The following is a 24,287-nucleotide window of genomic DNA, read 5'->3' on the forward strand; positions in this document are numbered from 1 at the left end:
CGGAAGGGGAGGGCGGGATGCGCGAGGGCGTGTGGAGACTGCTGCTGGGGGTGTGGCTGTGCGCCTGCGGCGAGGGCGCGCTACCAGTGGACAGCGCGGGGCCCTGGAGCCAGGAGGCGGTGCTCGACTACTCGAAGCAGTTCGCCCTGGGCACGCCTCAGTCGGTGGGCCTGGACGAGGGCGGCAACCTCTGGCTCCTGGACGGCGCACGCGTGGGCGTGCTGCGCCCCGGGGACAGCAAGCCCACCTGGACCTCCGGCGTGGGCCAGGCGGGCAAGGGCTTCCGCTCGAGCGTGGTGTGCGGCGGCGGCGCGGGGAGCGCCTACGTGGGCTACCTCGCCGAGGAGCTCGCGCAGCCGCGCCGCGACGACCTGGACGATCCCGTCTTCCTCGAGGGCGACCTGGACGTGGTGCGCCTGCGGCCGGACGGCGGCGTGGCGCTGGAGCAGCACCTGGTCATCCGCAACACGAACGACCCGCACTACGACGAGGACCGCTCGGTGCTCACCTGCGTGCGCGTGGCGCGCGGGGCCTTCCGCGGCGAGCTCTACCTGGGCACCAACCACGGCGTCACGCGCGTGCGCGGGCTCGACTACAACGCGCACCGCCACCCCGTCTTCAAGAACGCGAGCGGCTCCTTGCGCATCGGGTACACGTACGCGGTGGGGCTCGCACAGGACGGCGACGTGTTGGTGGGCAACGAGTGGAAGGTGGGCATCGTCACCCCGCCCGCCGCGCTCGGCGACTGGGACGACCTCGCGAAGGTGCCCTGGAAGCTGGACACCTACGTGGAGGCGCTGGGGAGCCAGGAGGACATGGACCTGTGGCGCGGCTTCGTGCAGACGAAGGACGGCGCCTACTGGCTGGGCAGCGCGAAGTACGGCGTCTGGCGGCTCACCCCCACCCCGCGCGCGTACGAGCGGCTCGAGGGCCTGCCCACCCAGCGCATCCGAGCACTCGCCGCTACCCCGGACGGCGCGCTGCTGGTGGGCACCGAGGACCGAGGTCTGTGGCGTCGCGCGCCGGACGGCACGCTCGCGCGCGTGGAGGGCGTCGCGGGTGAGCGCGTGCTGCAACTGGTGGTGGACGACGGCTTGCGTCCCGCGATGGTGCTCGCGCTCACCGAACAGGGGCTCACGGTGCTGCGCGTGAGGTGGCTTTGATTCCTTTGACACCGTCTCCGGACACCGTCTCCGGCACTCGTCAACTCAGCAACTCTTCTCTGCCTCTTTGCTCGCCCTCGTTCCCTTCAATCGTGCCCCTATCCTTCTTGTGCGCTTATAGTTTACGGAATGAAAGAAAACCGACCGCTCATCACGGTGTTCGCGGTGACAGCATTGAGATTCGCCGCGTGTGGTAAGGCAATGGAAGAGGCGCCCTCGCGCGCCCCGCCAGAAGGCACGTACACCGTCGGCCCACGCGTTGAAAGCGTGTGCCGTGGCTTCGATGGACGCTACTTTGTCTCGGTTCAAGAAACGAACGTGGCCTCGGCGGAAGACGGTACCATCAAGCTCGTCAATGAAAATGGCGAGGTCAGCGTCTTCGCCAGCGGCATGAGAGAGCCGCGCGGCCTCGACTTCACCGGTACCGAGCTCGTCGTTACCGACCTGGACCGTATCTGGGCTGTGGACAAAGACGGAAACAAGCGCGTCGTCGCTGACAGCACCAGGTTCCCCGTCACGGTGAGCAACCTCAATGACCTCTCGGTCGAGCCCGGCGGCAAAACATTGCTCGTCACCGAGACGGGACCTTCGAGCCAGATGCGCCCGGCGGGAAGCAACAATACTCTGCTCCCAGTCAACAGCGCCGAAGCGCAGGCGTTGCCACAGACCGCGCGGGTGTTTCGCGTCAATGTCGCCGATGGCACTGTGACCACGGTGCTCGATGCCTCTCCAGACAACCGCGTTTTCAACGGCGTCTTCGCGAGCAGGAGCGGCAGAATCCTCATCGCCGATTACTTTGGTGGCGATCTGACCGAGATCGCGAACAACCAGCAGCGGACGTTCGCTGTGCCTCGTGGCGTCGACGGCATCGGTGAGGACAAGAGCGGAAATCTCTATCTTGGCGTGTTCGAAGAGGGCCGCGTCTACAGGACCGACTCCAACGGCGGAAATTCGACCGTGGTCGTCGATGGCCTCGGCTTCCGCGGTGTGGCCGATATCTTCGTCGACGCTGACAATGGCCTGCTCTTGATGCCGAACCTTGGTGCCGGGACGTTGATTGTGCAGAAGCTGCCGTAGGTGTTTCTCGAAGAAAGAGCGCCTCTCCCCTTGCCCGGGTTGGGGGCAACGCTGCGAAGCGCTACCCCCCTCCCGCGGCACAAGACGACGTCGGCGGCTCAGGCGCCGATGGGCGCGCGGCGGCGCGACCGCAGCAGCCAGAGCAGGAGCCCCGCCACCGCCAGCGCACCACCAGGAGCCGCGGTGCAGCCATGTTTCTCTTCCTCCGGGGGCGGCTTCTGCGCCTGCTTGAAGCGGAGCAGGGCCTCCACGAAGTAGTAGTCCCCATAGATGAGGCTCTTGTCGATGGCGTCCCCCGTCGGCTTGATGGGCGTCCGGAAGAACGCCACTCCATGCAGGAGGATGCCGGGGCTGCGGGTCCCTTCTGCCAGGTAGTCCGGAGAGCTGAGGCTGTCGAGCATGGAAAGCGCCGCGTTCTGATAGCGCTGGGCCACGTTGGGGTCCGTGACGAAGGTGCTCAATTCCTGGAGCGCCGAGGCGACGACGGCGGCGGCCGATGAGTCCTTCACCTGTTGATCCGCGGGCGCGTCGAAGTCCCAGTAGGGGACGAAGTCCGGGGGTAGCCGGTCCAGATAGTAGTTGGTGACTTTCTGGGCGGCCTCCAGCATGCGCGGATCACGCGTATACCGGTAGGCCATGGTGTAGCCATAGATGGCCCAGGCCTGACCTCGCGACCAGGTGGAGTCGTCGGAATAGCCCTGGAACGTCTTGCGCGAGCGGATGTTGCCCGCGTGGTCGTAGTCCACCACGTGGAAGGTGCCTCCATCCGGGCGGACCATGTCCGTCAGGGTCTTCATGGCGTGGCTGAGCGCCATGTCGCGCCAGGCCGGGTCGCCGCCGTTCTGGGCACCCCAGAAGAGCAGTTCCAGGTTCATCATCGTGTCGGTGACCAGGGGGACCTGCCACTCAGGGGCGTTCCAGTCACAGCAGTTGATGATGCCCACGGTGGGGTCGAAGCGCTTCGCGAGCGCGTCGGCGGCTGTGAGCAGCACGTCCCGGTAGTACGGGTCTTCGGTCAGCCGATACGCCTGACCATAGCTGGGAAAGAACTTGAAGCCGACATCGTGCGACTCGGTATTGGTCTTCTGGACCTCGAGGCTGCGCGTCCAGGCGTCGGCCTTCTCCTTGAAGGAGGGGTCGCCGGTCTGCTCGTACATGAGCCAGAGCAGCCCGGGGAAGAAGCCCTGGGTCCAGCCGACCCGGTCGTTATCGCGGACCAGGGTCCAGTTTCCCTCGTCCGTGCTCGTCTTGGGGTAGAGGTTGGTGGGAATGTCCGGGCGAGAGGCCGTCCGGCTCACCTGCTCCTGGGCGAACCGAAGCGCGTGATCCGCCTTCTCCTCATCGAATGCGTGGGCGGAGCCCGTCAGTGCACAGAGCCCTCCCACCAGAAGCCAGCCGAAATGTGCTACCCGCGTCATGGTCATGCTGCCCCCCCTGTTGATCCTCAGGGGAATATGCGGTGAGCGCATCACCCAGCCAGTGGGTACATGGAGAGGACGACACGTCCTTGGCCGAGGACGCTCGCCCTCTCTCCAGGCTCCTCACGCCTCCCGTTCAGGCTGGGTATTGACGCCTGCGCGAGCGGAAAGGGAGCCGGGCGTCCAGGCACATGTACGGCCGTACGGTCTCTCACGGTTTCACCACCACGGGACCGATCCGGCTCACATGGAGGGCGCGGCGGCGGGACAGTGGACGTTTTCGGGGCAGCGGCCCTCGGACCTGGGGATGCAGACGCCGCAGCACTCCATCTCCTCGGGCTGGCAGGCGGGGCAGGTGCCACAGTCGAGGGAGTTGCCACAGCCATCGGAGAGGACGCCACAGCGGGCGTGGGCGTCGGCACAGGAGCGAGGTACACAGGGCTGGCCGGCATCGTCCTTCGGCGGGGGCGCACCCCGCGCCACGGAGCCACCATCCTCGGGAGCGCGAGCGCCCTCGTTGCGAGCCGAGACACAGCCGGAGCTGGCGAGCAGCAGCCACAGCACCGGGAGGAGCGCCGCACGGAGGAGAGGGAGCATGACGTCGCATCCTAGACGAGGCGCCCGCCAGGACGGGTGAAGAGGAGGGGCCCGCATGCTGGGGTACATGCATGCCTCTCACCCAGGGGCGGCCCTCACCGTGAGGACCGCCCCTCAAGGACTTCAGGGCGCCTACGCCTTCTTGCGGCGGCGCGACAGGCTCATGGCCGCGAGCAGGGCCATCAGCGGCGCCATGTCGCCCACGGAACCGCCCGTGGATGAGCAGCCACCGCCCTTGTTCTTCACCTTCACCGAGTAGTCGAGCGGCCCGGTCGAGGCGCCGTCGGGATCCGTCACGGTGAGGCTGAACGTCAGGTCCGTGTCGGACTTCACCTTCGGCGCGGTGAACCGCAGCTGGGGCGAGTCCGCACCCGTGAGGCTCACGCTGGGGCCACCCGTCTGGGTCCACACGTAGGTGAGCGTGTCCCCGTCCGGGTCGGTGACGTTGGAGTTGAGGGTCACCGCGGTGTCTTCGTCCACGGTGAGGGTGTCTCCCGAGCCCGTGGGCGCACGGTTCTCCGGCTCGCTCGTGACGTTCTTCACCGTCACCGCGACGGTCTGGGTGCTCTTGGCCACGCCATCCGACACCGTGACGGTGAAGGTCAGCTGCGTGTCCTCCGTCACCTGGGGCGCCTCGAACGACGCCTGGGCCGTGTTGGCGTTGGTCAGCGTCACCGCCGGGGTGCCAGCGGTCTGCGCCCACGCGAAGGTGAGCGTCTCACCGTCCGCATCCGTGGAGCCCGAGGCATCCAGCACCACGGGCGTCGCATCGCCCTCGTTCACCGTCGCGGGCGCGGTGGCCACGGCGACAGGAGCGCGGTTGACGTTGCTGACGCCGATGTCCACCGTCTTCGGCTGGCTCTCCTTGCCCTGCGCGTCCTTCACCACCAGCTGGAAGGTGAGGTACTGGGTGGCGGCGACGTCCGTCACGAAGGTCGGCGTGGCGGTGTTCGCGTTGTTCAGCGTGACGACGGCCTGACCGCCCACCTGGGTCCACTGGTAGGAGAGGACGTCACCCGGCGCGGCATCCGGGTCGAAGCTGCCCGTGCCGTTGAGGGTCACCGTGCTGCGCTGCGGCTGGCCGTTCACGGTCACGAACTCGGCCACCGCCTGCGGGTTGCCAGCGCTGGCGACCGGCCGCTGGTTGCACGCGCCAGTGGCCGCCGGCTGATCCACCTGCGAGGGGAACGCCAGCGATGCGCCGGAGAACGACGGCTCCGCCACGTCGATGCCGTAGGCGCCCTGGCCCGAGTCAGAGGCCACGTGGAAGCGCAGCCGCACCCGCGTGATGCCCTGCTTCTGGAAGTAGTCCTTGAAGTTGAGCACCGCCGGCTTGGGGTTGAAGCCCGGGAAGCCCGGGGACGCACGGGCGTAGGCGAGCTGGCCTTCGAGCACGTTTCCGCCGCCGGCGAGGATGACGGTGACGTAGTTCGGCGCCACGGTGGGCACCTGGGCGCTCAGCGTCGACACGTTCGTCCACGACACGCCGTTCACGCTGTACTCCACGACGGCGCCGTCGAACGGCCTTTGCGCCGCCGTGTAGTCGGACTCGAAGGAGTGGCGGTAGTAGTAGCTGAAGATGAAGTCACCCGTGGCGTTCAGCGTCAGCCAGGGGCTCGTCAGGGTGCTGTCCACGGCGATGTTGGCATCGTCGGCGTGCGCGAAATAGTCGGGGCCCTCCTGGCCAATGTGCCAGTCGCCCTCTGCGTTCAGGTTGTCGGACACCGTCCACGCGGACAGGCCAGAGGCGAAGAAGTCCGTGTCGCTGGAGTTCGCCACGTCGTCGTAATTGATGCGCGGATCGAACGTCACCGTCTTCGCCGCCGCGGGCAGGCTGGGCTCGTCGAAGGTGATCTTCAGCCCGGCATGGGCGTTCGCTCCCGTCACGGCCGTCAGGGCCACGGGCAGGGTCAGGTGCGCTTCCGCCCCGCGCGCCAGCGCCGGGACGTTCACCGTGTTGCCGTTCGGGAAGGCCAGCGTCGCGGTGGTGCTGGTGGTGCTCACGGTGCCCGTGAAGGCACCCAGCGCGCCACCGCCCACGTTGCGGACGGTCAGGTGCAGTACACCCTCCTCGCCCGCGTCGAGCACGCCATCCTTGTCGCAGCCCGTCTTGCTGTCATCGAGACTCAGGCCGGTGACCTCGATGGTGTTGCCCGTGAGGGTGCTCTCCACCACGCCGGAGTGATCCCACGAGTTGCGGTCCGGCGCCTTGGCGCCGAAGCCGGCGCCGCGCTTGGCGAACGCCGCGACGAAGCGGATGTAGTCCGCCGGATCGCTGGCCTGGGCCACCGCCAGGAGCGCGTCGCGCCCCTCCAGGAAGGTGGGCGCGTTCGGCGTCGCCTTGTACGCGGCGACGAGGTAGCGCTTCATCCGCTCCTGGGCCTCCGCGAATGGATAGGCGTTGAGCAGACTGGTGTAGCAATCCCACAGCATCGACGCCCACACCTCGCCGCTGTTGTGGACCTCGCTGTTACTGGTGCCGGTCAGGGCGGTCGTGTTCGCGTTGGCGGGCAGCCGGACGCCGTTGGAGATGTGCCGGAACGACAGGCCGTTCTTGGTGAGGTCCGTCGAATAGGGGAGCCGACGCAGGCCATAGTAGTAGCCCTGGTTCTTGCCACCGCTGGAGACGTAGCCCGCGGCGCCGTAGACGCCCTGCCACTGGTTGTTGCCGGGCCTGGTCGCGTCCTCGGCACGCACCTGCATGAGCATGGCGGTGAAGTCACCCCAACCCTCGCCCATGGAGCGGCCCTGGTTGTTCGTCAGGCCGGCCGCGTTGCCGACGAGGCGGTTGGAGATGTAGTGCCCCCACTCGTGCGCGATGACGGCGTTGTCCAGCGTGCCGTCGCGGTCCTCCCTGGGCGTCCGGCTCAGCCTCACGGAGACGGTCCCATTCGCCAGCTCCGTCCGCCAGGCCGCGGCGGCGTCCTGGGTGATCATCATCGACGGTGTCTTGACGAAGGCATCGTCAACGCCATTGCCGCCCATCGAGCCGGGGCTGCCGGCCGCGTTGTTGCCGATGATCGTGGCGATCGCGCCCGCTTCCTGCGCGAAGCGCGACTTGACGACGAAGTTGCACGTGCCGCGGTCGATGAGGGCGACCTTGTCCTTGAAGTAGTCCGCCGCGAACGCAGCGCAGCCGGTCTTGTTGTCCGCCGGAGCGTCCTTCACGTCGCCCGTCACGAGGTACGCCTGGGAACCGTAGCTCGCGGAGGCCGCCTCGTAGACGCCCTTGAGCGACGCCGGGGCCGTCACGGACAGCTCGGGCGTGCCGTCGAACAGGTACATCTGCATGCGCGGCGACGCACCGTCCGCCGGCGTGCTCATGTTCGCGTTGTTGCGACCCAGGTAGTCCTGGCCCTGCGCCTGGATGGGGTCGCCTTCCACGCCACCCCGCCCGTAGTTCACCGACTGGGCGTTGCCCGAGGCCTCGTCGAAGCCCGCGTCGTAGAACCAGTCGTGCAGGAAGTTGTTGACGTAGAAGAGGTTCACCACCGCGGCCTTGATCTGCTCGGGGGTCTCGTTCGGCGCCTTGGACGTGTCGAACGTGTAGCCGAAGGTGTTCGCGGCCGTCGTCGTCGGGCGGAGGTCCGCGCCGCCGGGCTGGTAGCCGTCCGGCGCGCCCAGGTCCGCGTACGCGTCCACGTTGTTGCCCGTGGTCTGCGTGGCGTTGGCGGGCAGCCACGGATCATTGCGGCTGAACGGGCTGTTCGCGAGGGTGACGTTCTGCGCGGGGCGATCCAGCGGCCCCTGCGAGCCGTCGAGCTTGCCCGTCGGGTGCGGGGTCATGCCGTTGCCCTGCGGCCCGTCATCCGGCAGGTACGGCGCCACGGTCTCCGCCCAGACCTTGTACGTGAAGGGCGTGCTCGTCGCGTCCACCGTCAGGTTGTTGCGGAAGAGCACCGCGCCGGTGGTCGCGGAGATGACGTAGCCGAAGTAATCGTTGGAGACGGACGCCTTCGGGCCGGCGTTGACCTCCACGTACCACGCGGGCTCCAGGACGCCGGCCATCGTGAAGAACACCTGCCGGGCCCGGGCTGGGGTGGCCAGATCCTGCGGCAGCGCGCTCTTCGCGGAAGGGGTCAGCGCGAAGAAGGTGTAGTCGCCCTTCGTGCCGGTGTTGACGAACGCGCTGGCCTGCGTGCCGGAGCCCGTCAGGTCCGTGAACGCGCTGGAGATGGCCTCGGCGGCGCCAAGGCGGAAGGCGCCGGTGCGGGCCTTCGCGCGCGCGGTCTGCGCGAGGTCGGACGGGGCCAGGTAGCCGCTGAGGGCGACCAGGCGCTGATCGCGGCCCATGATGACCTTGAGCTCGTTGCGGAAGACCGGAATGCCGTTCACGTTCTGCTCGAACGTGGCGATGACGGCGCCCTTGCCCGTGTCATGCACCGAGCGCAGGGTGGCCCCGGAGACATCGGTGCGCGACAGGCGGTAGCTGTCCGCCACGTTCTGCAGGTGCGCGCGCGCCGCGGCCTCCACGGTCATTCCGCCGCGGATGGCGGACCTGGACTGCGCGCCATCCTCAGCCGCCCACGCGAACGTGGGCACGCCGAGCCGCTGCTCGGTCTGCTCGACGCGAAGTCCGCGAGCCCGCGCCGTGGCGGAGTCCACGGCGAGTGCGCGGGACTCCCGCTGCTCCAGGAATGCGTCGTAGTTCGACCGCTCCTTGGCCCACGCACTGGTGCCCGCCATGGGTACCAGCAGCAGACTGGTCAACAGCTTTTCCCTGAGACGCATGCGCCTTCCTTCTTGGGGGTGATGAACGACAACGACTGGATGAGGGGACTGCGGGAGACGACGATTGCGAGGAGCACGCCGGGGGGGCGCGCTCCCTACGGCTCTTGGACCGTGGTGCTTTGACAGCCCAGAAGGGAACGCATCCCGACGCCAGGGGTCGCATGGATGCGACAGCGCGGGGCACGACGAAGAGGCTCGAAGCAGGGCGCGCACGTGGAGGGCGCGAAGCACTCCTCGGGGCCGGACAGGCGGGGCGCGACACCGGCGCCCGGGATGGAAGACTCGAATCGCTTGTCAACGATTACAGGCAAACGCCGCGCTCCAACCCACGTCTCCGGTACGGTTTTGTTCACCGAGCCGGATTCAAGTGAGGGCTCATGTTAACCAGGACACTGGAGCGTTGAAAAGAGGGGGTCCCCCTCATCTTGCGTTGGCAACCCAGTAATAATTGTCAGTCTGGAATAAGCCGTGTGACCATGCAGTGGGCTGCCTGGCACAGGGCGTTGGGGCGGCATTGGCCGCGCTCTTGCCGGGGCTCAGCGCCAGTAGAGGTTGAAGTTCAGCACCACGGGCCCGATTGACTCGACCAGGAGGATGCCGGGCCGGTGGCGATAGCCGATGCCGAAGCGCACGTGCCCCGTCTTCCCGAAGAGGTGATCACGCGCGAGCATCACGCTCCAGGAGGAGATGCCATCCAATGCGAGCGTTCCCTCCAGCGGCCGGTTGTCGATGGCGCTCTGGGAGCGCGCGTTCTGGATGTTGAGCAGGGGAGCCTTCGCGGTGAGCAGGAAGGCGCCGCGCGAGTCGTGGCGCGCCAGCGTGGTCTCCACGTGCAGCGCGTTGCTGTCGGTCGCGGTCCCGGCGAAGGCGAAGGCGAAGCGGTGGTAGCCCGCCCCCAGGTGGAGGTTCAGGTTGTCCGTGAGGGGCACCGTGCCGCGCACGGCCACGGGAATGGAGAGCACGTTGGCGTCGACGAGCCGGCCGATGGCCAGCCAGTACGCCCCGCCTTCCACGGACACGCGCAGCTCCGGCCGATCCAACACCTGCACCTTGGCGGACAGGTTGAGCAGGGTGAGGAGATAGGGCGCCACCTGGCTGGAGAGCTGAACGCGTGGCAGGACGCCGAACCCGAGCTGGCCGAAGAAGAGATCGATCTGGGACTCCCCGGGCTCGAGCACGTCCGCGCTCACGTCCAGCAGGGCGTTGCGTGGGGTGGCGGCGAGCGCGGGCGCGCACAGGAGCAGCAGGGCGAGTGCGAGGGCCTTCACGGTTCCCCTCCGAAGGTGACGAGCGCGCCGATGCCCACGGAGACATCCATCCGCTGGGCGGCCCACACCAGATCCATGCCGGTGCGCAGGGTGAGGGGCTCGAGGTGGATATCCACCGCGGCGCCGCCGGAGATGCCGAGCCGCGCGGCGGTGGTGGACACGTGCGTGCCACCGCCGCCGAGCGAGGAGTGGGACACGGTGAGGGCCGGGCCGGCGGCGAGCACGAAGTCCGTGGTGCGCACGGGCAGGTGCAGCTCCGGACGCACGCTGAAGCGGTGGTAGCGCGTGACGACGCGGGCCACGCTGCCCTCGGAGGACCAGGCGAAGCGGTAGTCACCGGACAGCGCCAGGTAGCGCCCCAGATCGAACACGACGCGCGGGCCTCCGCTGAGCAGCCCCGTGCGATGACCCGGGGCCTCCTGTCGCAGCAGCAGCGCCACGTCCACGCCCGCGCGCAGGGGAACGGCACCGGCCTGTCCGGCCAGCAGCACCCCGCCGAGCAAGAGCCAGCGGCTCATGGCGTCACCTCGCAGGAGGTGAGGGTGTAGGTCAGGGGTTCCATGCGCTCGCGGAGGACGGCGCACGCGGCTTCGCGCTCCTCGGCGCTCAGGTGGGTCACCAGCGTGTTGGGGAAGGAGGCGAGGGTGAAGGTGCCCTTCTCGAACTTCAGCTCACGCAACGTGGCGAGCGTGGCCGTGAGCAGCCGTGAGCGGCCCTCCGGGGAGATGCGGCCCTGGGCGTCCTTGGGCCACAGCTCGTAGACGGCCCGGGCCAGGAGCGAGCCGTGGGCATGGGGCTCGAAGCCCTGGCCCAGGATGACTTCCTGCCGCTGCTTCGGGGTGTAGTCCCGCGGCTCGGCCATGTCGCGGTCGGCGTCGACGGTGGCGAGCACGTAGTCCGGGTCTCCCGTGACGATCAATCCGACCAGATCCGCCACGCCCTCGTGCATGGCGGAGAGGTCGCGGCGGGTGCTGTCCCAGGAGGAATCGCCCTCACCGGGGATGCTCTCCGCGTCGCCGAACATCTCCTGGTGGATGACGGCGTGACCGAACTCGTGCGCCACCACGCCCTCGTTGAGCATCATGGGCAGGCCGTCGAGCAGGAAGGAGGGGACGATCAGGAAGCACGGCCCCACGGAGGAGTAGGCCGCGTTGTCGGTGAGCTCCGCGCGGCCATCTCCGATGAGGATGTTGTCCAGGCGGGGGTAGTAGAGGACGTCCAGGCGGCGCCGCGGCTCGTGGCCGTGGGCGCGCAGCAGCGTGGCCGTGCGATCCATGCTCCGGTACAGGCTGAGGGCATACAGCGAGTGCATGTCCGCCGGGATGAGGGTGCCGTCCGCCTCGCGGGTGTACTCCAGCGCGAAGGGCGAGCCGCGCTCGTAGCTGGAGGCCTTCAACTCGGAGCCCATGCGGAAGTCGACGTCGCGGCCGCGCAGCTCCCGCAGCGACTCCAGGTTCTCCACCGGGTGCCGGCCGAGCGCGTACTGGCCCGTGGCCTCGTCGCGCGCGAAGACGTACGCCATCACCGTCCCGGAGGCGTCCTCCGGGGCGCAGCCCTGCATTCCGAGTCCCAGGAGCACCGGGCCGAGCAGGCCCCACCACCTTCTCCGGGCGCGGAGGGTTTCAACGCGATTCGTGTTCTTCATCTCAGACCGCCGTCCAGCCTCCATCGAGGTCGAGCACCACGCCGGTGGCGTAGGCATTGGTCGCCAGGAAGAAGGCGGCATCCGCCATTTCACGCGCCGTCGCCGTGCGCTTCAGGGGGATGCGCTCCATGAGGCTGGACATGAACGCGTCGATCTTCTCGGGGGGCACCTGCCAGTCGATGTCGGTGCCACGTGTCAGTCCGGGGGAGAGGACGTTCACCCGGATGCCCTTGGGGGCCAGCTCGACCGCGAGCGAACGCCCCATGGCGTTGACCGCGCCGCACAGGGCCGCGCCCCCGGAGTAGTTCACCAGGGCCGCATGGCCCGCCACGCCCGAGCACAGCACGATGGCGCTGCCCGGGGGCATCTTCGGGACGGCGTGATGGCAGGCGGAGAGCTGGCCGAAGAAGCGCGCGTCGAACAAGTCACGCCACGACTTGCCCGGCACCTGCTCCACCGGCCCGAACACCGCGCCTCCGGCGCACGTCACCAGCAGATCGATCCGGGGCACGGAGTCGATGAGCCGCTTGAGCTGGGCTTCGTCGGCGACGTCCGTCACCACGCCGCGTGCGGCCCGGCCAATCTTTTCCACCGCCTTGTCCAGCCGCTGCTGGCTCCGCCCGGCGAGCACCACCTGTGCTCCCTCCCGCGCGTAGCGCTCCGCGATGGCGAAACCAATACCCGAGCCGCCGCCCGTGATGATGGCGGTCTTTCCTTCCAATGAGCCCATAATCCTCTCCATTTGATGTATGCGGGAGTGTTCAAGCCATATCATGAGCAAGGGAAGGACTCCACGTTCTGGACGCGTCGCGGACCGAACTCCAGACGCGGTGGCAGGAACCGGAGGCCCCCGTGTTCAGGAGAGGGGAATCTTGAGGGTGGCCGTGGCGCCCTTGCCGGGGCCCTCGCTCTCCAGACTGATGCTTCCCCCGAGGATGCGCGCCTCCAGCGCGCTGGAGTGCAGGCCCAGCCCATGCCCCCCGGTGCGTGTGGTGAAGCCCTGGCCGAAGAGCCGGTTGCGAATCTCCGGCATGATGCCCATGCCGTTGTCGACAACCTGGATGCGCGCGGTGTTGCCCTCCGTGTCCAGCCGCACGCGCAGGTGGCGCTGTGGCTCGGGCATGGAATTCATGGCGTGCTTGGCGTTGCTGATGAGGTTGATGAGGATCTGCAACACCTTGTGTTTGTCCAGACAGACCTTGGGGACGGGGGAGAGCTCCTTGGTGACGGTGATGCCGTGGCGCTGGAGCGAGGCCCGCTGGAGGCTCAGGGCATCCTCCACGAGCTGCCCGAGGTCGCACTCCTCGGTGACGAGGGTGCTGTGGGCATAGGTCTGCTGGACCTGGACGATGGCCCGGATGTGCTCGATGTGCTTGTCCATGGCGGCCATGCCCTCCTGGAGCGAGGAGCGCTCGCGCAGCAGCTCCTCGGAGAGCGCGGACAGGTAGCCGGGGAGCTGCGCGCCGCGGACATCCCGGGCGAAGAAGCCCGGGAGGTCGTCGTGATGCTCCTCGAGCAGGTGGGTGACCTGCTTGAGCCGTCCCAGGCGCGAGGCGTTCATCGTCTCACGCACCGTCTGGAGATTGATGACGGCGCTGGTGAGGACGTTGCCCACGTTGTGCAGCACGTTGGCGGCGATCTCGGCCATGCCCGCCGCGCGCGCGGCGTCCACCAGGCGCACCTGGGTGCGTTTGAGCTCGCGCGTGCGCTCCTCCACGTGCTTCTCCAGCTCGTCGTTGGAGCGGCGCAGGGCGGCCTCGGCGTTCTGCACGTCGGCGTACAGCCGCGCGTTCTCGATGGAGATGGCGGCCTGGGAGGCCAGGTGGCCGAGCAGCGCGAGGCGGCCCGGGGTGAAGGCATTGGTGGCGAGCGTGTTCTCCAGGTACAGCACCCCGCGGAACTCCTCCCGGCGCATCAATGGCAAGCAGAGCACCGAGCGGGCGTGGCTCTGCTCGAGCCAGGCATCGGACGAGAAGGGATGGGGCTGGGAGGCGTCACCGATGAGCACGTGCTCGCGCGTGCGCTTGACGTAGGAGATGACGGTCCATGGCAGGCAGGATTCGGCGCCGCCGGTGGTGGGCTGTCCGGAGACGGTGCCCGAGAGCGCCGCGAGCGCGAGCTTGTCGCCCTGCGGCAGCAGCAAGGCTCCGCGTTGGGCCCCGGCGTTCTCCATGGCGATGCGCAACAGCGAGGCCACCAGCCGCTCGAGGACGATTTCCTCGGAGATGGCCTGCTGGGCCTTCACCAGGGTGAGCGCGTCGATCTGCGTCGAGCTGGTGTCCGTGACGTTCGGCGCGCCGGCCTCGGGAGTGGCCAGGAAGGGCCATTCCGAGTCCAGCTGCTGCACCTTGCCCCGCGCCCCCCAGCGCAGGTAGGCCTCGCGGGCCTTGCGGGCATAGGCCTCGGTGAGGGTGGGGATGCGCTGCTCGCGCCAGAAGCGCGCGGCCAGCTCGTAGGCGAGGGCGGCCCGCTGGGGGAAGCCGTTGTCACGCGCGGACTGGACGGCGTGCTCGTAGGCCTGGAGCGCCTCGTCCCGCGTACCCGTGAGCCGGGCGAGTTCCGCGGCGACGAGCCGCTCGGGGGCGAGGAATGTCGAGGGGCTGTGGTTGGCCCACTCCGCCAGTTGTTGCTGGTGCCGCCGTATTTCTCCGAGGGCCTGTTGCCGCTTCTCGGGCGTCATCCTCGCGCAGCAGGCGGCCAGGGCCAGGGCGCGGAAGAGGTGCAGGTCCATCAACTGGATGTGACTGAGCGAGGACCAGCTCAGCTCCTCGCTCTTGTTCGCGCACTCGAGTGCTTCCGTGTACGCGCCGCTCATGTAGCGCGACTGCGCCTTGATGAGCCAGTACCAGCAGCGCATGGTGCTCATGCGCTGCGGCGTCAACCCGGCCTCGAAGGTCTCCTCGTCGAAGTCCTCGCCACTCATCGTGCCGAACGAGGCCGTGAGACCGCGCAACTGCTGCACATGGCGCTGGGTGAAGAGGATGATGTCGCCCGAGTCCAGGAAGTCGGCTCCCCGGGTGAAGTGCAGGTTCGCCACCGACTCCCGGTAGACATCCTCCAGGTCGTGCCCCAGCAGGAAGCGATCCGTGACGATGTGGTTGCAGCAGTAGCCGGCGACCTGGCTGTCACTGCTCTGCAGCGCCTGTTGGAAGGCCTCGCGCACGAGCCCCAGCCCGATGGACAGGGGCTGGGTCCAGTAGCTGATGATCTCCAGGCCATAGAGCGCCTTGGCCCGCAGGGCGGTAAAGCCCCGGTACTCGGCGAGATCGCACGCGAGCTGGCCGAAGGAATGGCTCTCCGGGTAGCGCTTGAAGGCGGAGCCGAGTACCACTCCATACCAGGAGTAGCCGTGCACGGAGGCGGCCGTGTTGCCATGACGGAGGCTGAACGCGACCATCCGGCTGAGATGGAGGATGAGCAGGTTCGTGTCCGTGACGAACGCGGGCGCATACAGGGCGCCCAGCAGGCTCATCACCGCCTCCATGTCCGGGTCGGTCATGAGGGGCAGCTCGACGAGGCTCGCGATGGGACGGTCTGCCAGCAGGGCCCACACCTCCGCGTTGGCGGCCTCCACCTCCTCCCAGGTGGGGTGCGGGGACATGGGCATGCCCACCAGGGCCAGTCCTTCCAGCAGGCAGGTCACGGCGGTCTGGATGTCGCCCATGCCGATGAGGATGTCTGTCTTCAGGCAGTACACCGCCGAGATGTCCGCGCGGGTGCGGGCGCGGCCCAGGAACCCCTCCACCAGTTGCAGGGCGCCGGCGGCGTTGCCGCTCAGGAACTTGCAGCTGGCGTGCTCCAAGCTCAGCTTGAAGGCGAGCACGGGCTCCGTCTCCCAGGGATCGCCGGGCAGCAGCTGGAAGGCCTGGGTGAAGTAGGTGATGGCCGAGCGCAGCGCGATCGAGGCCTTGGCCCGCCGGCCCGCCTCGGCGTTCAGGTGGGCCACGCGCAGGCGCTCCGCGTCGTCGTGGAGCAGCTCCGCTCCGGCGTTGAGCTGGCTCACGACATCGAAGAGCTTCTCCTGCAGGACCTCCGGGGGCAGGTTCGCCAGCAGCATGCGGCCGATCCGCAGGTGGACGAGCTTGCGCTCCTGCTCGTCGATGAGGGCATAGGCGGCCTGCTGGATGCGGTCATGGCTGAACCGGCCTTGATCCGCGCCGGTGCGCACCAGCAGGTTCTCCTGGAAGGCGGGCTCCAGGTCCCGCTCCAGCCCGGCGGCCTCCGTGTCGCCGCACAGGGCGCTCAACATCTGGAGCGGGAAGGAGTTGCCCACGCAGGCGGCCAGCCGCAGCAGGTGCTGGGTGCCGGAGGGGAACTGGCGCAGCTTGCCCACCATGAAGTCGACGACGTTGTCCGAGTAGCCCCGGGCCCGGACTCCGTCCTCGTCCCACCGCCAGGTACCGTCGGGGGCGTGCACGAGGAGTCCATCCTGGTGGAGCGTCAGCAGGAACTGCAGCAGGAAGAAGGGGTTGCCTCCGGTCTTCTCGAGGGCCAGGGCCGAGAGCGGAGCGATGAGCCCCTCGTTCGCGCCGGGCATCGCGTCCGTGACGAGCTGCCGCACCTCCTCGAGCCCCAGGGGTTCGAGCTGGACGTCCCGCGTGCGCGCGCCGGCCGTGCGCATCTCCTCGAGCGCGCGCACCAGGGGATGGCTGGGGCCCACCTCGTTGTCGCGGTAGGCGCCGATGAGCAGGATGGGCGGCGTGTCCGAGTGGGTGAGCAGGTGATGGAGGAGCTGGAGGCTGGCGGGATCGGCCCACTGCAGGTCATCCAGGAAGAGGACGAGCGGGTGCTCCGAGGTGGCGAAGAGGCCGAGGAACTTGCGGAACACCCGGTTGAAGCGGTGTTGGGCCTCGGAGGCAGGCAGCTGCGTGGCGGGGGGTTGCTTGCCCGCGATGAGCTCGAGCTGGGGCACCACGTCCACGAGCACCTGTCCCTGTCCCTCCCAGGCCTCCTGGAGGCGCTCGCGCCAGTGCGCCAGGGACTCGTCGCTGCCCGCGAGCAGTTGCTGCGTCAGCCCGCGGATGGCCTGCGCCAGGGTGGAGTAGGGGCTGGCCTGCTGGAACTGCTCGAACTTGCCGCGCAGGAAGAAGCTGCGGTGGCGCACCACGGGCTTGTGCAGTTCGTGCACCACCGCGGACTTGCCGCTGCCGGAATAGCCGCGCACCAGGATGAGCTCGGGCTGTCCGCTCCGGGCGACGCGCTCGAAGCCCTGCAGCAGCGCGATGGCGTGGGCGTCGCGCCCATAGAGGCGTTGGGGGAGCTGGAAGCGGGTGGGGAAGTCGTACATCCCCGGGGGGAAGTCCTCGTGCTGGCCCCGCAGCAGGTTGTCCCGGCAGCGCTCCAGGTCCGCCTTCAGCCCGTCCGCGCTCTGGTAGCGCTCCTCTGCCACCTTGGCCATCAGCTTGAGCACGATGGCGGACAGCACGGGAGGAATGTCCGCGACGCGCTCGGTGAGCGGCTGGGGCTCCACCGCCATGTGGACGTGGAACCACTCGAGCGCGTCGCGCCCATGGAAGGGGCGCATGCCCGCCAGCAGCTCATAGAGGGTGACGCCCAGCGAGTAGAAGTCGGTGCGGTAGTCCACCGAGCGGTTCATCCGCCCGGTCTGCTCCGGGGACATGTAGGCCAGGGTTCCCTCGATGAGCGTGGTCGGCGCCGCGTCCACGTGCTCGATCATCTGGAGGGTGGCGGTGCCGAAGTCGATGAGCCGCGCCTCCCCCGAGGGCGTGAGGATGATGTTGGAGGGCTTGATGTCCTTGTGGATGACGCCGCGGCGATGGATCTCCGCCAGGGTGGTCGTCAGGGAGATGGCCATGTCCAGCACGCTGCGCACGGAGAAGGGTTTGCCCGTGAGCGCGGACAGCACCTCTCCTTCCACCTCTTCCAACAACAGACTCGGCCGATCCTGGAGCTGCTCGCAGGCATGGGCCCGAAGCACGCCCCGCACGTCACGGATGCGCTGGAGGATGTTGAACTCGCGGCGATAGCGCTCGCTCTCACGCGGTCCCACGGCGGCCACGGGCGTCTTGACGATGAGTGGCAGGCCATCCACGTCTCGCAGGGCGTGGAAGAGCAGGTTGGTCCCGGTGGCCTTGAGGGCCCCTCGTAGCGTGTAGCCTGGGATGGAGAGCATGGTCGGGGAACTCCGAGTCTCTGGATGAAATCAGTCCCAGCTCGCGGGACGTAAGGCGGAGGGGAGGCTCACGCGCGGGGACGTTGCGTCTGAAGCCGGAGCCCTGTCGCGCCGACACCCCATCGCTTCCCTGGCCCGTCTGGGCGTTTCATGGGCTCCCCCTCTTCTGTTCTACATCTTACAGGAGTGGGAAGCAGGAACGCGTCTACGCAGCCACCCAGTGCTTGTCACTGTGACCGGGAGCGCAAAGCCAGATGGTTATAGACTTCGAAGGGGGCGCGCGGCTGGGCGTCGCTGGGGGGGAGCAGTGGGCTGTCTATTGCACGCCTCTCCAGGCGGCTCTCCCCGAGGCGTCCGCTCGGCTGAGTGGTTCGTCTTCTTGAATCCCCCCTACGACGGCCCGGATCGCCGCGTGACTCACGTCCCGAAGGTGTGGGTGAGCCGGGCGATCGCCGCCGGGAGCGCGCGGATCCTCAGGGTCCGGCCGTTCTCGTCGAAGGCCTCGGAGAGCACCCGGGCGTGTTCGTAGACCTCGCTGAGGCGTCCCTGGCGCGCGTAGGGAATCACCAGATCCGCCTCGATCATGGAGCGTTCGAAGAACTCCAGGATGCCCTGGCGCAGCGCCGCGACGTCGTCGGGCGAGTGCGCCGAGAGGACGCGTGCCTCGGGGTGTTCCTGGAGCAGGGCCTCGCGAGCCTCGGCGGAGAGCCGGTCCGCCTTGTTGAACAACAGCAGGCTCGGGACGCTCTGCGCTCCAATCTCGCGGAGCACCGAGCGGGTGACCTCGAGCTGGGACGGCCAGGTGGGGTCGGAGGCATCCACCACGTAGAGCAGCAGTGAGGCCTCCAGCGCCTCGTCGAGCGTGGAGCGGAAGGAGGCCACGAGATCGTGCGGCAGCTTCTGGATGAAGCCCACGGTGTCCGAGACGAGGATCCGCGGCCGGGTCTCCGGTTTCAGCGCCCGCACCGTGGTGTCGAGCGTGGCGAAGAGCTGGTCGGCCACCAGGACCTCGCTGCCCGTCAGGGCGCGCATGAGCGAGGACTTGCCCGCGTTGGTGTAGCCCACGAGCGCCACCCGGAGCTGGTCCCTCCGGGCGTAGCGCCGGTTGTCCTGGTCGTGCTGGATGGCCGCGAGCCCCGCGCGCAGCTCGGCGAGCCGGTCGCGAATCCTGCGGCGATCGAGCTCCATCGCCGAATCACCCGAGCCCCGGCCTTGCTGGCGCTCGCGGCTTCCCGTCGACTCGCGCATGCGCGGGGCGAGGTAGTTGAGCCGGGCGATCTCCACCTGCATCCGCGCCTCGCGGCTGCGCGCGTGGCGGTGGAAGATGTCCACGATGACGCCGGTGCGGTCGAGCACCTGGGCACCGGTGGCCCGCTCGAGGTTGCTGAGCTGGCTGGGCGTCAGCTCATGGTCGACCACCACCACGGTGGGCCTCGGCCCGGCGCGCTCCTCCCCGGCTTCCTCGTCCCCGGCGGCTTCATCGGTCTCGTCGGACTCATCGGCCTCCGTCTCTGGCGGCGCAACTGGGGCAGCTTCGGCCGTGGCCTCCGCCGCCTCTTCCGCTTCGGCTTCCCACCGCTCGCGGGCCTTGGACTTGCGTGCCCGTGCCCCCGACGGCACGGTGCCGCGGCCTCCGGTGAGCCGGGCCAGCTCCTCGAGCTTTCCGGTTCCGAGGACCGTTCCCGCGGCGACGCCGTCGCGGCGCTGGCTCACGGTCGCGACGACCTCGTACCCGAGGGTATGCACCAGCCGTCCGAGCTCGGCGAGGTCGGCGGCGTGTTCGGTGTCCGAGACGTTGGGGAGCTGGACGCCCACCAACACGGCGAGTGGGCGCTCCGGAGTGGATGGCGACATGCTTCCCTCCTACCACGGAGCCTGGACGATGTAGCGTCGCGCCCATGAGCGTGGACTGGTTGAAGCAGCTCGCGGCCGTGCTGCCGCCCGAGGGACTCGTCACCGACGCCGATGTGCTCGAGGCCCACCGGAGGGATCAAGCCGATTGGGCCCCGGCGGGCGTGGCGCGTGCCCTCGTACGCCCCGCGTCGACGGCCGAGGTGCAGGCGGTGCTCCGGGTGGCGTCGGCCCACCGCGTCCCGGTGGTCGCCCGGGGGGCGGGCTCGGGCCTGTCGGGTGGCGCCAACGCCGTGGACGGGTGCCTCGTCCTCTCGCTCACGCGGATGAACCGCATCCTGGAGCTGGACCGGAAGAGCCTGTTCGCCATCGTCCAGCCCGGCGTCCTCAATGGCGCGCTCAAGGCGGCCGCGGCGGAAGTGGGGCTGTGGTACGCGCCGGACCCGGCGAGCTGGGAGTTCTCCACCCTGGGCGGCAACCTCGCCACCAACGCGGGGGGCCTGTGCTGCGTGAAGTACGGCGTGACGGGAGACGCCGTGCTCGGGCTGGAGGTGGTGCTCGCGGATGGCTCCGTCGTGCGCACCGGAGGCCGCACGGTGAAGAACGTGGCGGGCTACGATCTCACCCGCCTGTTCGTCGGCTCCGAGGGCACGCTCGGCATCATCACCGAGGCCACGCTGCGGCTGCGCCCCCGTCCGCCCAAGGCCACGACCCTGGTGGCCTCCTTCCCCACGCTCGTCGCGGCGGGCGCGGCCGTCATCGACATCGTGGCGGATACCCGGCCCTCGCTCCTGGAGTTGATGGACCGCGCCACCGTGCGCGCCGTGGAGGCCCACATGCCGCTGGGATTGGACATGGACGCGGCGGCGCTGCTCCTGGCGCGCTCGGACGCGGGGGGAGAGCAGGGCGTGGCGGAGTGCGCGCGCATGGCCGCCGTCTGCGAGGCCGCCGGTGCCACCTTCGTCATCCAGTCCTCCGACGAGGCCGAGGGCGAGTCCCTGCTCGCCGCGCGCCGCTTCGCCTTCCTCGCCTTGGAAAAGCAGGGGACGACGCTGCTGGATGACGTCTGCGTGCCCGTGTCGCGCCTGGCGGAGCTGCTCGCGGCGGTCGAGCGCATCGCCGCGGAGCGCCGGGTCATCATCGGCACGTTCGGCCACGCGGGGGATGGGAACATGCATCCCACGCTCGTCTTCGACCGGAACGACGCGGACGAGGTGACGCGGGCCCAGGCGGCGTTCGACGACATCCTGCACGCCGTGCTCGAACTGGGCGGCACCATCACCGGCGAGCATGGGGTGGGCCTGCTCAAGCGCCCCTTCCTCGCCCGGCAGCTCGGTGCCGAGACCACGCGGCTCCATCACACGCTCAAGGCCGCGATGGATCCGCTCGGCATCCTCAACCCCGGCAAGCTCCTCTGACGAGGGTTGCCGGGGGAGGGGGGTGCTTCAGCTGCGCAGGCCGGGGGCCTCGTGGCCGGTGCGCGCCACGTACTCGGTGTAGCCGCCGCCGTACAGGTGGGGGCCCTCGGGCGTCAGCTCCAGCACCCGGTTGGACAGCGCCCCGAGGAAGTGCCGATCGTGGCTCACGAAGAGCATGGTGCCCTCGTAGTTGGCGAGCGCGGTGATCAGCATCTGCTTGGTGGCCATGTCCAGGTGGTTGGTGGGCTCGTCCAGCACCAGGAAGTTGGGCGGATCGTAGAGCATCTGCGCCAGCACCAGCCGGGCCTTCTCTCCACCGGACAGCACGCGGCACTTCTTCTCGATCTCCTCCCCGGAGAAGCCGAAGCACCCGGCGAGCGCGCGCAGCGAGCCCTGGGACGCGCGGGGGAACCTGTCCACCAGCGAGTCGAACACGGTCAGCTCGGGCTTGAGGATCTCCATGGCGTGCTGGGCGAAGTAGGCCATCTTCACGCTGCCGCCGATCGTCACCGCGCCGTCGTCCGGCTTGGAGTCCCCGGCGATGAGCTTGAGCAGGGTGGACTTGCCCGCGCCGTTGACGCCCATGACGCACCAGCGCTCGCCGCGGCGCACGAGGAAGTCCAGGCCGTTGTAGATGCGGCGCTTGCCGTAGCCCTTCACCACGCGCTCGAGCTTCGCCACGTCGTCACCCGAGCGCGGCGGCGCCTGGAAGTCGAACAGCAGCGTCTGGCGGCGCTTGGGCGGCTCCACCTTCTCGATCTTCTCCAGCTTCTTCACCCGGCTCTGCACCTGGGCGGCGTGCGAGGCGCGCGCCTTGAAGCGCTCGATGAACTTCAGCTCCTTGGCGAGCATCGCCTGCTGGCGATCGAACTGCGCCTGCTGCTGCTTCTCGTTCTGCGCGCGCTGCTGCTCGTAGAAGTCGTAGTTGCCCGAGTACGTGGTCAGCTCGCCGCCGTCGATCTCGACGATCTTCGTCACGATGCGGTTCATGAACTCGCGGTCGTGGCTCGTCATCAGCAGGGCGCCCTCGAAGTTCTTGAGGAAGCTCTCCAGCCAGATGAGCGACTCGATGTCCAGGTGGTTGCTCGGCTCGTCGAGCAGCATCACGTCCGGACGCATGAGCAGGATGCGGGCGAGCGCCACGCGCATCTTCCAACCGCCCGACAGCGCGCCCACGTCGCCGTCCATCATCTCCTCGCTGAAGCCCAGGCCCGCGAGGATCTCCCGCGCCTTGCCCTCCAGCGCGTAGCCGCCCAGCTCCTCGTAGCGGCCCTGCACGACGCCAAAGCGCTCCACGAGCTTGTCCATCTCGTCCATGCGCTCGGGGTCCGCCATGGCCGCTTCCAGCGCCTTGAGCTCCGTGGCGATCTCCGACACCGGCCCGGCGCCGTCCATCACCGCGGCCACCGCGCTCTGGCCGGACATCTCGCCCACGTCCTGGTCGAAATAGCCGATGGTGACGCCCCGGTCGACGGACACCTGGCCCTCGTCCGGGTGCTCGCGCTGGACGACCATGCGGAAGAGGGTGGACTTGCCCGCGCCGTTGGGGCCCACCAGGCCCACCTTCTCGCCCTTGTTGAGCTGAGCGGAGGCCTCCACGAAGAGGATCTGCTGGCCGTGCTGCTTGCCGATGTTGTCGAGACGAATCATGAGACCTCGGGGAGGGGCGAAGAAGCCCTCCTCATCTGCTCCCGCCCCTCTCCCAGACCCGGAGGGGTTTCGTCCAGAGGTTATCAGGGGGTCTGGCCCTTCCCCGTGGGGCCCAGGCCACCGGGCCCGGAATTTCCCCACACGGGAGCCCGCGATGACGCGGGTGCGATGCCCTCAACACCCGGGAAGGCGAAGTACTCCCCCTGGACAAGGCTCCTCCCTCCGCGCACGGCCAGGGAGCCGGGCCTGGATTCGCCGGGTTGCTCCCCGTCCCAGGCTGCTGTTCGGGTACGCTCCCTGGTCTTCGAAGGGGGCAGTGTGCGAGGGAAGTGTCTGGCGGTGGTGTTGGTCTTCGTGGGCTGTCAGCGCTCGCCCGAGCCCGTGGCTCCGGCGGACGTGATCGAGCTGTCGCTCGATGGCGGCCCGGAGGCGGCGCCCGGCTCCCTGCCCGCGGCGGAGGGCAAGGACACTCCCGGCCTGGCGGAGGAAAAGCCCGAGCTGTCGTGGACCGCCCTTTCCGCGGATGGACGCGCGGAGGTGCGGCAGACGCGGGCTCTCGGTGGGAAGGACTCGCGGTGCACGACCAGCTCGACGGTGTCCACTCCGTTCGAGCGGACCGAGGTGATGTGGAAGTGGGACACCTGCGTGGCGACCCGGGAGCAACTCAAGTTCGTCTCCCCGGATGGCCAGCGCCTGATCGTGCTCGACTCCCTGCCCGGGCTCGTCGGACAGGACTGGCGGGGGCTGGAGCTGGTCACGCTCTATGAGCAGGGGCTGCGGCTGAAGTTCCTCCGGGCTGGGACCGCCGTGAGCGCTCCGGAGGTCCGGCGCGAGCCCTTCTCCAGCCTCGCCTGGGTGAAGGGGACGGTGGGCCTGCCGGGAACACCCCCGAAGTACACCGACGACGGGCGGGCGATCGAGTTCGAGACCGTGGATGGGAAGACGTTCCGGTTGGGCTTCGACGGCGCCGGGTTTCCTCGGCCGGCCGAGGAAGCGCGCGCCTTCGTGGCCGAGGAGGGTCTGTACCGGTACGTGGATGAACGGGGGACGACGCGGGTCGTGAACTCGGTGGACGACATCCCCGAGCGCTACCGCTCCCGGGCCGCGAGGGTGCGGGGCGAGGTCACCGTGAAGCCCGCCTCCAAGCCCCAGGCCCCCGCGCCGCCCCCGAAGGAGGCGCTCCCGCCCGAGCTCGCCAAGGAACTCCCGGGGCTTCCCCCCCAGCTCACGCCGCCGTCGAAGCTCATCAACGAGGCGAAGGAGACGGTGGAGAAGGTCCAGGAGATTCGACGGGAGCAGGATCGCGTCCTGGAGACCTTGCACTGACGTGTTCCGC

The 24,287-nt window shown here is 68.8% G+C and carries 14 protein-coding genes; 4 read left to right on the forward strand and 10 right to left on the reverse strand.

Annotated features, from left to right (window positions below; genetic code table 11):
* The first annotated feature begins 17 nt into the window (after positions 1–17).
* Together F0U63_RS12545 and F0U63_RS12550 are read left to right on the forward strand one after the other, a co-directional pair.
* Positions 18–1,163, forward strand: a complete 1,146-nt coding sequence (locus F0U63_RS12545) for a hypothetical protein (protein ID WP_395846122.1) — start codon at positions 18–20, stop codon at positions 1,161–1,163.
* 129 nt (positions 1,164–1,292) lie between these two features.
* Positions 1,293–2,240, forward strand: coding sequence for a hypothetical protein (locus F0U63_RS12550; RefSeq protein WP_395846123.1), 948 nt, complete (start codon positions 1,293–1,295; stop codon positions 2,238–2,240).
* Between the two features lie 98 nt (positions 2,241–2,338).
* Here F0U63_RS12550 and F0U63_RS12555 read toward each other — a convergent pair whose 3' ends face one another.
* From F0U63_RS12555 to hflX, 9 genes are all read right to left on the reverse strand, one after another.
* Positions 2,339–3,664, reverse strand: coding sequence for a glycoside hydrolase family 88 protein (locus F0U63_RS12555; protein ID WP_395846124.1), 1,326 nt, complete (start codon positions 3,662–3,664; stop codon positions 2,339–2,341).
* A gap of 237 nt (positions 3,665–3,901) precedes the next feature.
* The gene (locus F0U63_RS12560) at positions 3,902–4,255 is read right to left on the reverse strand and encodes a hypothetical protein (RefSeq protein ID WP_395846125.1); all 354 of its coding nucleotides are present in this window, start codon (positions 4,253–4,255) and stop codon (positions 3,902–3,904) included.
* A gap of 132 nt (positions 4,256–4,387) precedes the next feature.
* Entirely contained in the window at positions 4,388–8,986 is a 4,599-nt protein-coding gene (locus F0U63_RS12565; RefSeq protein WP_395846126.1) for a myxosortase-dependent M36 family metallopeptidase, read from the reverse strand.
* Between the two features lie 536 nt (positions 8,987–9,522).
* Positions 9,523–10,254, reverse strand: coding sequence for a hypothetical protein (locus F0U63_RS12570; RefSeq protein WP_395846127.1), 732 nt, complete (start codon positions 10,252–10,254; stop codon positions 9,523–9,525).
* Positions 10,251–10,772 carry a hypothetical protein gene (locus F0U63_RS12575; protein ID WP_395846128.1) on the reverse strand — a complete coding sequence of 174 codons (522 nt, stop codon included), beginning with the start codon at positions 10,770–10,772 and terminating at the stop codon, positions 10,251–10,253. The genes F0U63_RS12570 and F0U63_RS12575 overlap by 4 nt, the downstream gene beginning before the upstream one ends.
* Positions 10,769–11,899, reverse strand: a complete 1,131-nt coding sequence (locus F0U63_RS12580) for a hypothetical protein (protein WP_395846129.1) — start codon at positions 11,897–11,899, stop codon at positions 10,769–10,771. The genes F0U63_RS12575 and F0U63_RS12580 overlap by 4 nt, the downstream gene beginning before the upstream one ends.
* A gap of 1 nt (position 11,900) precedes the next feature.
* A complete protein-coding gene (locus F0U63_RS12585; protein ID WP_395846130.1) occupies positions 11,901–12,629 on the reverse strand; it encodes an SDR family NAD(P)-dependent oxidoreductase in 729 nt (242 codons plus the stop codon).
* Positions 12,630–12,755: 126 nt separating this feature from the next.
* Positions 12,756–18,032 carry an AAA family ATPase gene (locus F0U63_RS12590; RefSeq protein ID WP_395846131.1) on the reverse strand — a complete coding sequence of 1,759 codons (5,277 nt, stop codon included), beginning with the start codon at positions 18,030–18,032 and terminating at the stop codon, positions 12,756–12,758.
* A gap of 417 nt (positions 18,033–18,449) precedes the next feature.
* Positions 18,450–19,886, reverse strand: coding sequence for a GTPase HflX (gene hflX / locus F0U63_RS12595; protein ID WP_395846132.1), 1,437 nt, complete (start codon positions 19,884–19,886; stop codon positions 18,450–18,452).
* Positions 19,887–19,930: 44 nt separating this feature from the next.
* Here hflX and F0U63_RS12600 point away from each other — a divergent pair, with 44 nt between their 5' ends.
* Entirely contained in the window at positions 19,931–21,301 is a 1,371-nt protein-coding gene (locus F0U63_RS12600; RefSeq protein ID WP_395846133.1) for an FAD-binding oxidoreductase, read from the forward strand.
* Between the two features lie 27 nt (positions 21,302–21,328).
* Here F0U63_RS12600 and F0U63_RS12605 read toward each other — a convergent pair whose 3' ends face one another.
* Positions 21,329–22,951 carry an ABC-F family ATP-binding cassette domain-containing protein gene (locus F0U63_RS12605; RefSeq protein ID WP_395846134.1) on the reverse strand — a complete coding sequence of 541 codons (1,623 nt, stop codon included), beginning with the start codon at positions 22,949–22,951 and terminating at the stop codon, positions 21,329–21,331.
* 318 nt (positions 22,952–23,269) lie between these two features.
* Here F0U63_RS12605 and F0U63_RS12610 point away from each other — a divergent pair, with 318 nt between their 5' ends.
* The gene (locus F0U63_RS12610; RefSeq protein ID WP_395846135.1) at positions 23,270–24,277 is read left to right on the forward strand and encodes a hypothetical protein; all 1,008 of its coding nucleotides are present in this window, start codon (positions 23,270–23,272) and stop codon (positions 24,275–24,277) included.
* Positions 24,278–24,287 lie beyond the last annotated feature (10 nt).

Origin of the sequence: Cystobacter fuscus (assembly GCF_044360685.1) — a bacterium.
Taxonomy (GTDB): domain Bacteria; phylum Myxococcota; class Myxococcia; order Myxococcales; family Myxococcaceae; genus Cystobacter; species Cystobacter fuscus_C.

Excerpts from the sequence above, each read along its gene's own strand:
- F0U63_RS12580 (WP_395846129.1), bottom strand. The coding sequence starts at position 11,899 with ATGAAGAACACGAATCGCGTTGAAACCCTCCGCGCCCGGAGAAGGTGG.
- F0U63_RS12550 (WP_395846123.1), top strand. The coding sequence starts at position 1,293 with ATGAAAGAAAACCGACCGCTCATCACGGTGTTCGCGGTGACAGCATTG.
- hflX (WP_395846132.1), bottom strand. The coding sequence starts at position 19,886 with ATGTCGCCATCCACTCCGGAGCGCCCACTCGCCGTGTTGGTGGGCGTC.
- F0U63_RS12590 (WP_395846131.1), bottom strand. The coding sequence starts at position 18,032 with ATGCTCTCCATCCCAGGCTACACGCTACGAGGGGCCCTCAAGGCCACC.
- F0U63_RS12555 (WP_395846124.1), bottom strand. The coding sequence starts at position 3,664 with ATGACCATGACGCGGGTAGCACATTTCGGCTGGCTTCTGGTGGGAGGG.
- F0U63_RS12565 (WP_395846126.1), bottom strand. The coding sequence starts at position 8,986 with ATGCGTCTCAGGGAAAAGCTGTTGACCAGTCTGCTGCTGGTACCCATG.
- F0U63_RS12575 (WP_395846128.1), bottom strand. The coding sequence starts at position 10,772 with ATGAGCCGCTGGCTCTTGCTCGGCGGGGTGCTGCTGGCCGGACAGGCC.
- F0U63_RS12585 (WP_395846130.1), bottom strand. The coding sequence starts at position 12,629 with ATGGGCTCATTGGAAGGAAAGACCGCCATCATCACGGGCGGCGGCTCG.
- F0U63_RS12605 (WP_395846134.1), bottom strand. The coding sequence starts at position 22,951 with ATGATTCGTCTCGACAACATCGGCAAGCAGCACGGCCAGCAGATCCTC.
- F0U63_RS12600 (WP_395846133.1), top strand. The coding sequence starts at position 19,931 with ATGAGCGTGGACTGGTTGAAGCAGCTCGCGGCCGTGCTGCCGCCCGAG.
- F0U63_RS12560 (WP_395846125.1), bottom strand. The coding sequence starts at position 4,255 with ATGCTCCCTCTCCTCCGTGCGGCGCTCCTCCCGGTGCTGTGGCTGCTG.
- F0U63_RS12545 (WP_395846122.1), top strand. The coding sequence starts at position 18 with ATGCGCGAGGGCGTGTGGAGACTGCTGCTGGGGGTGTGGCTGTGCGCC.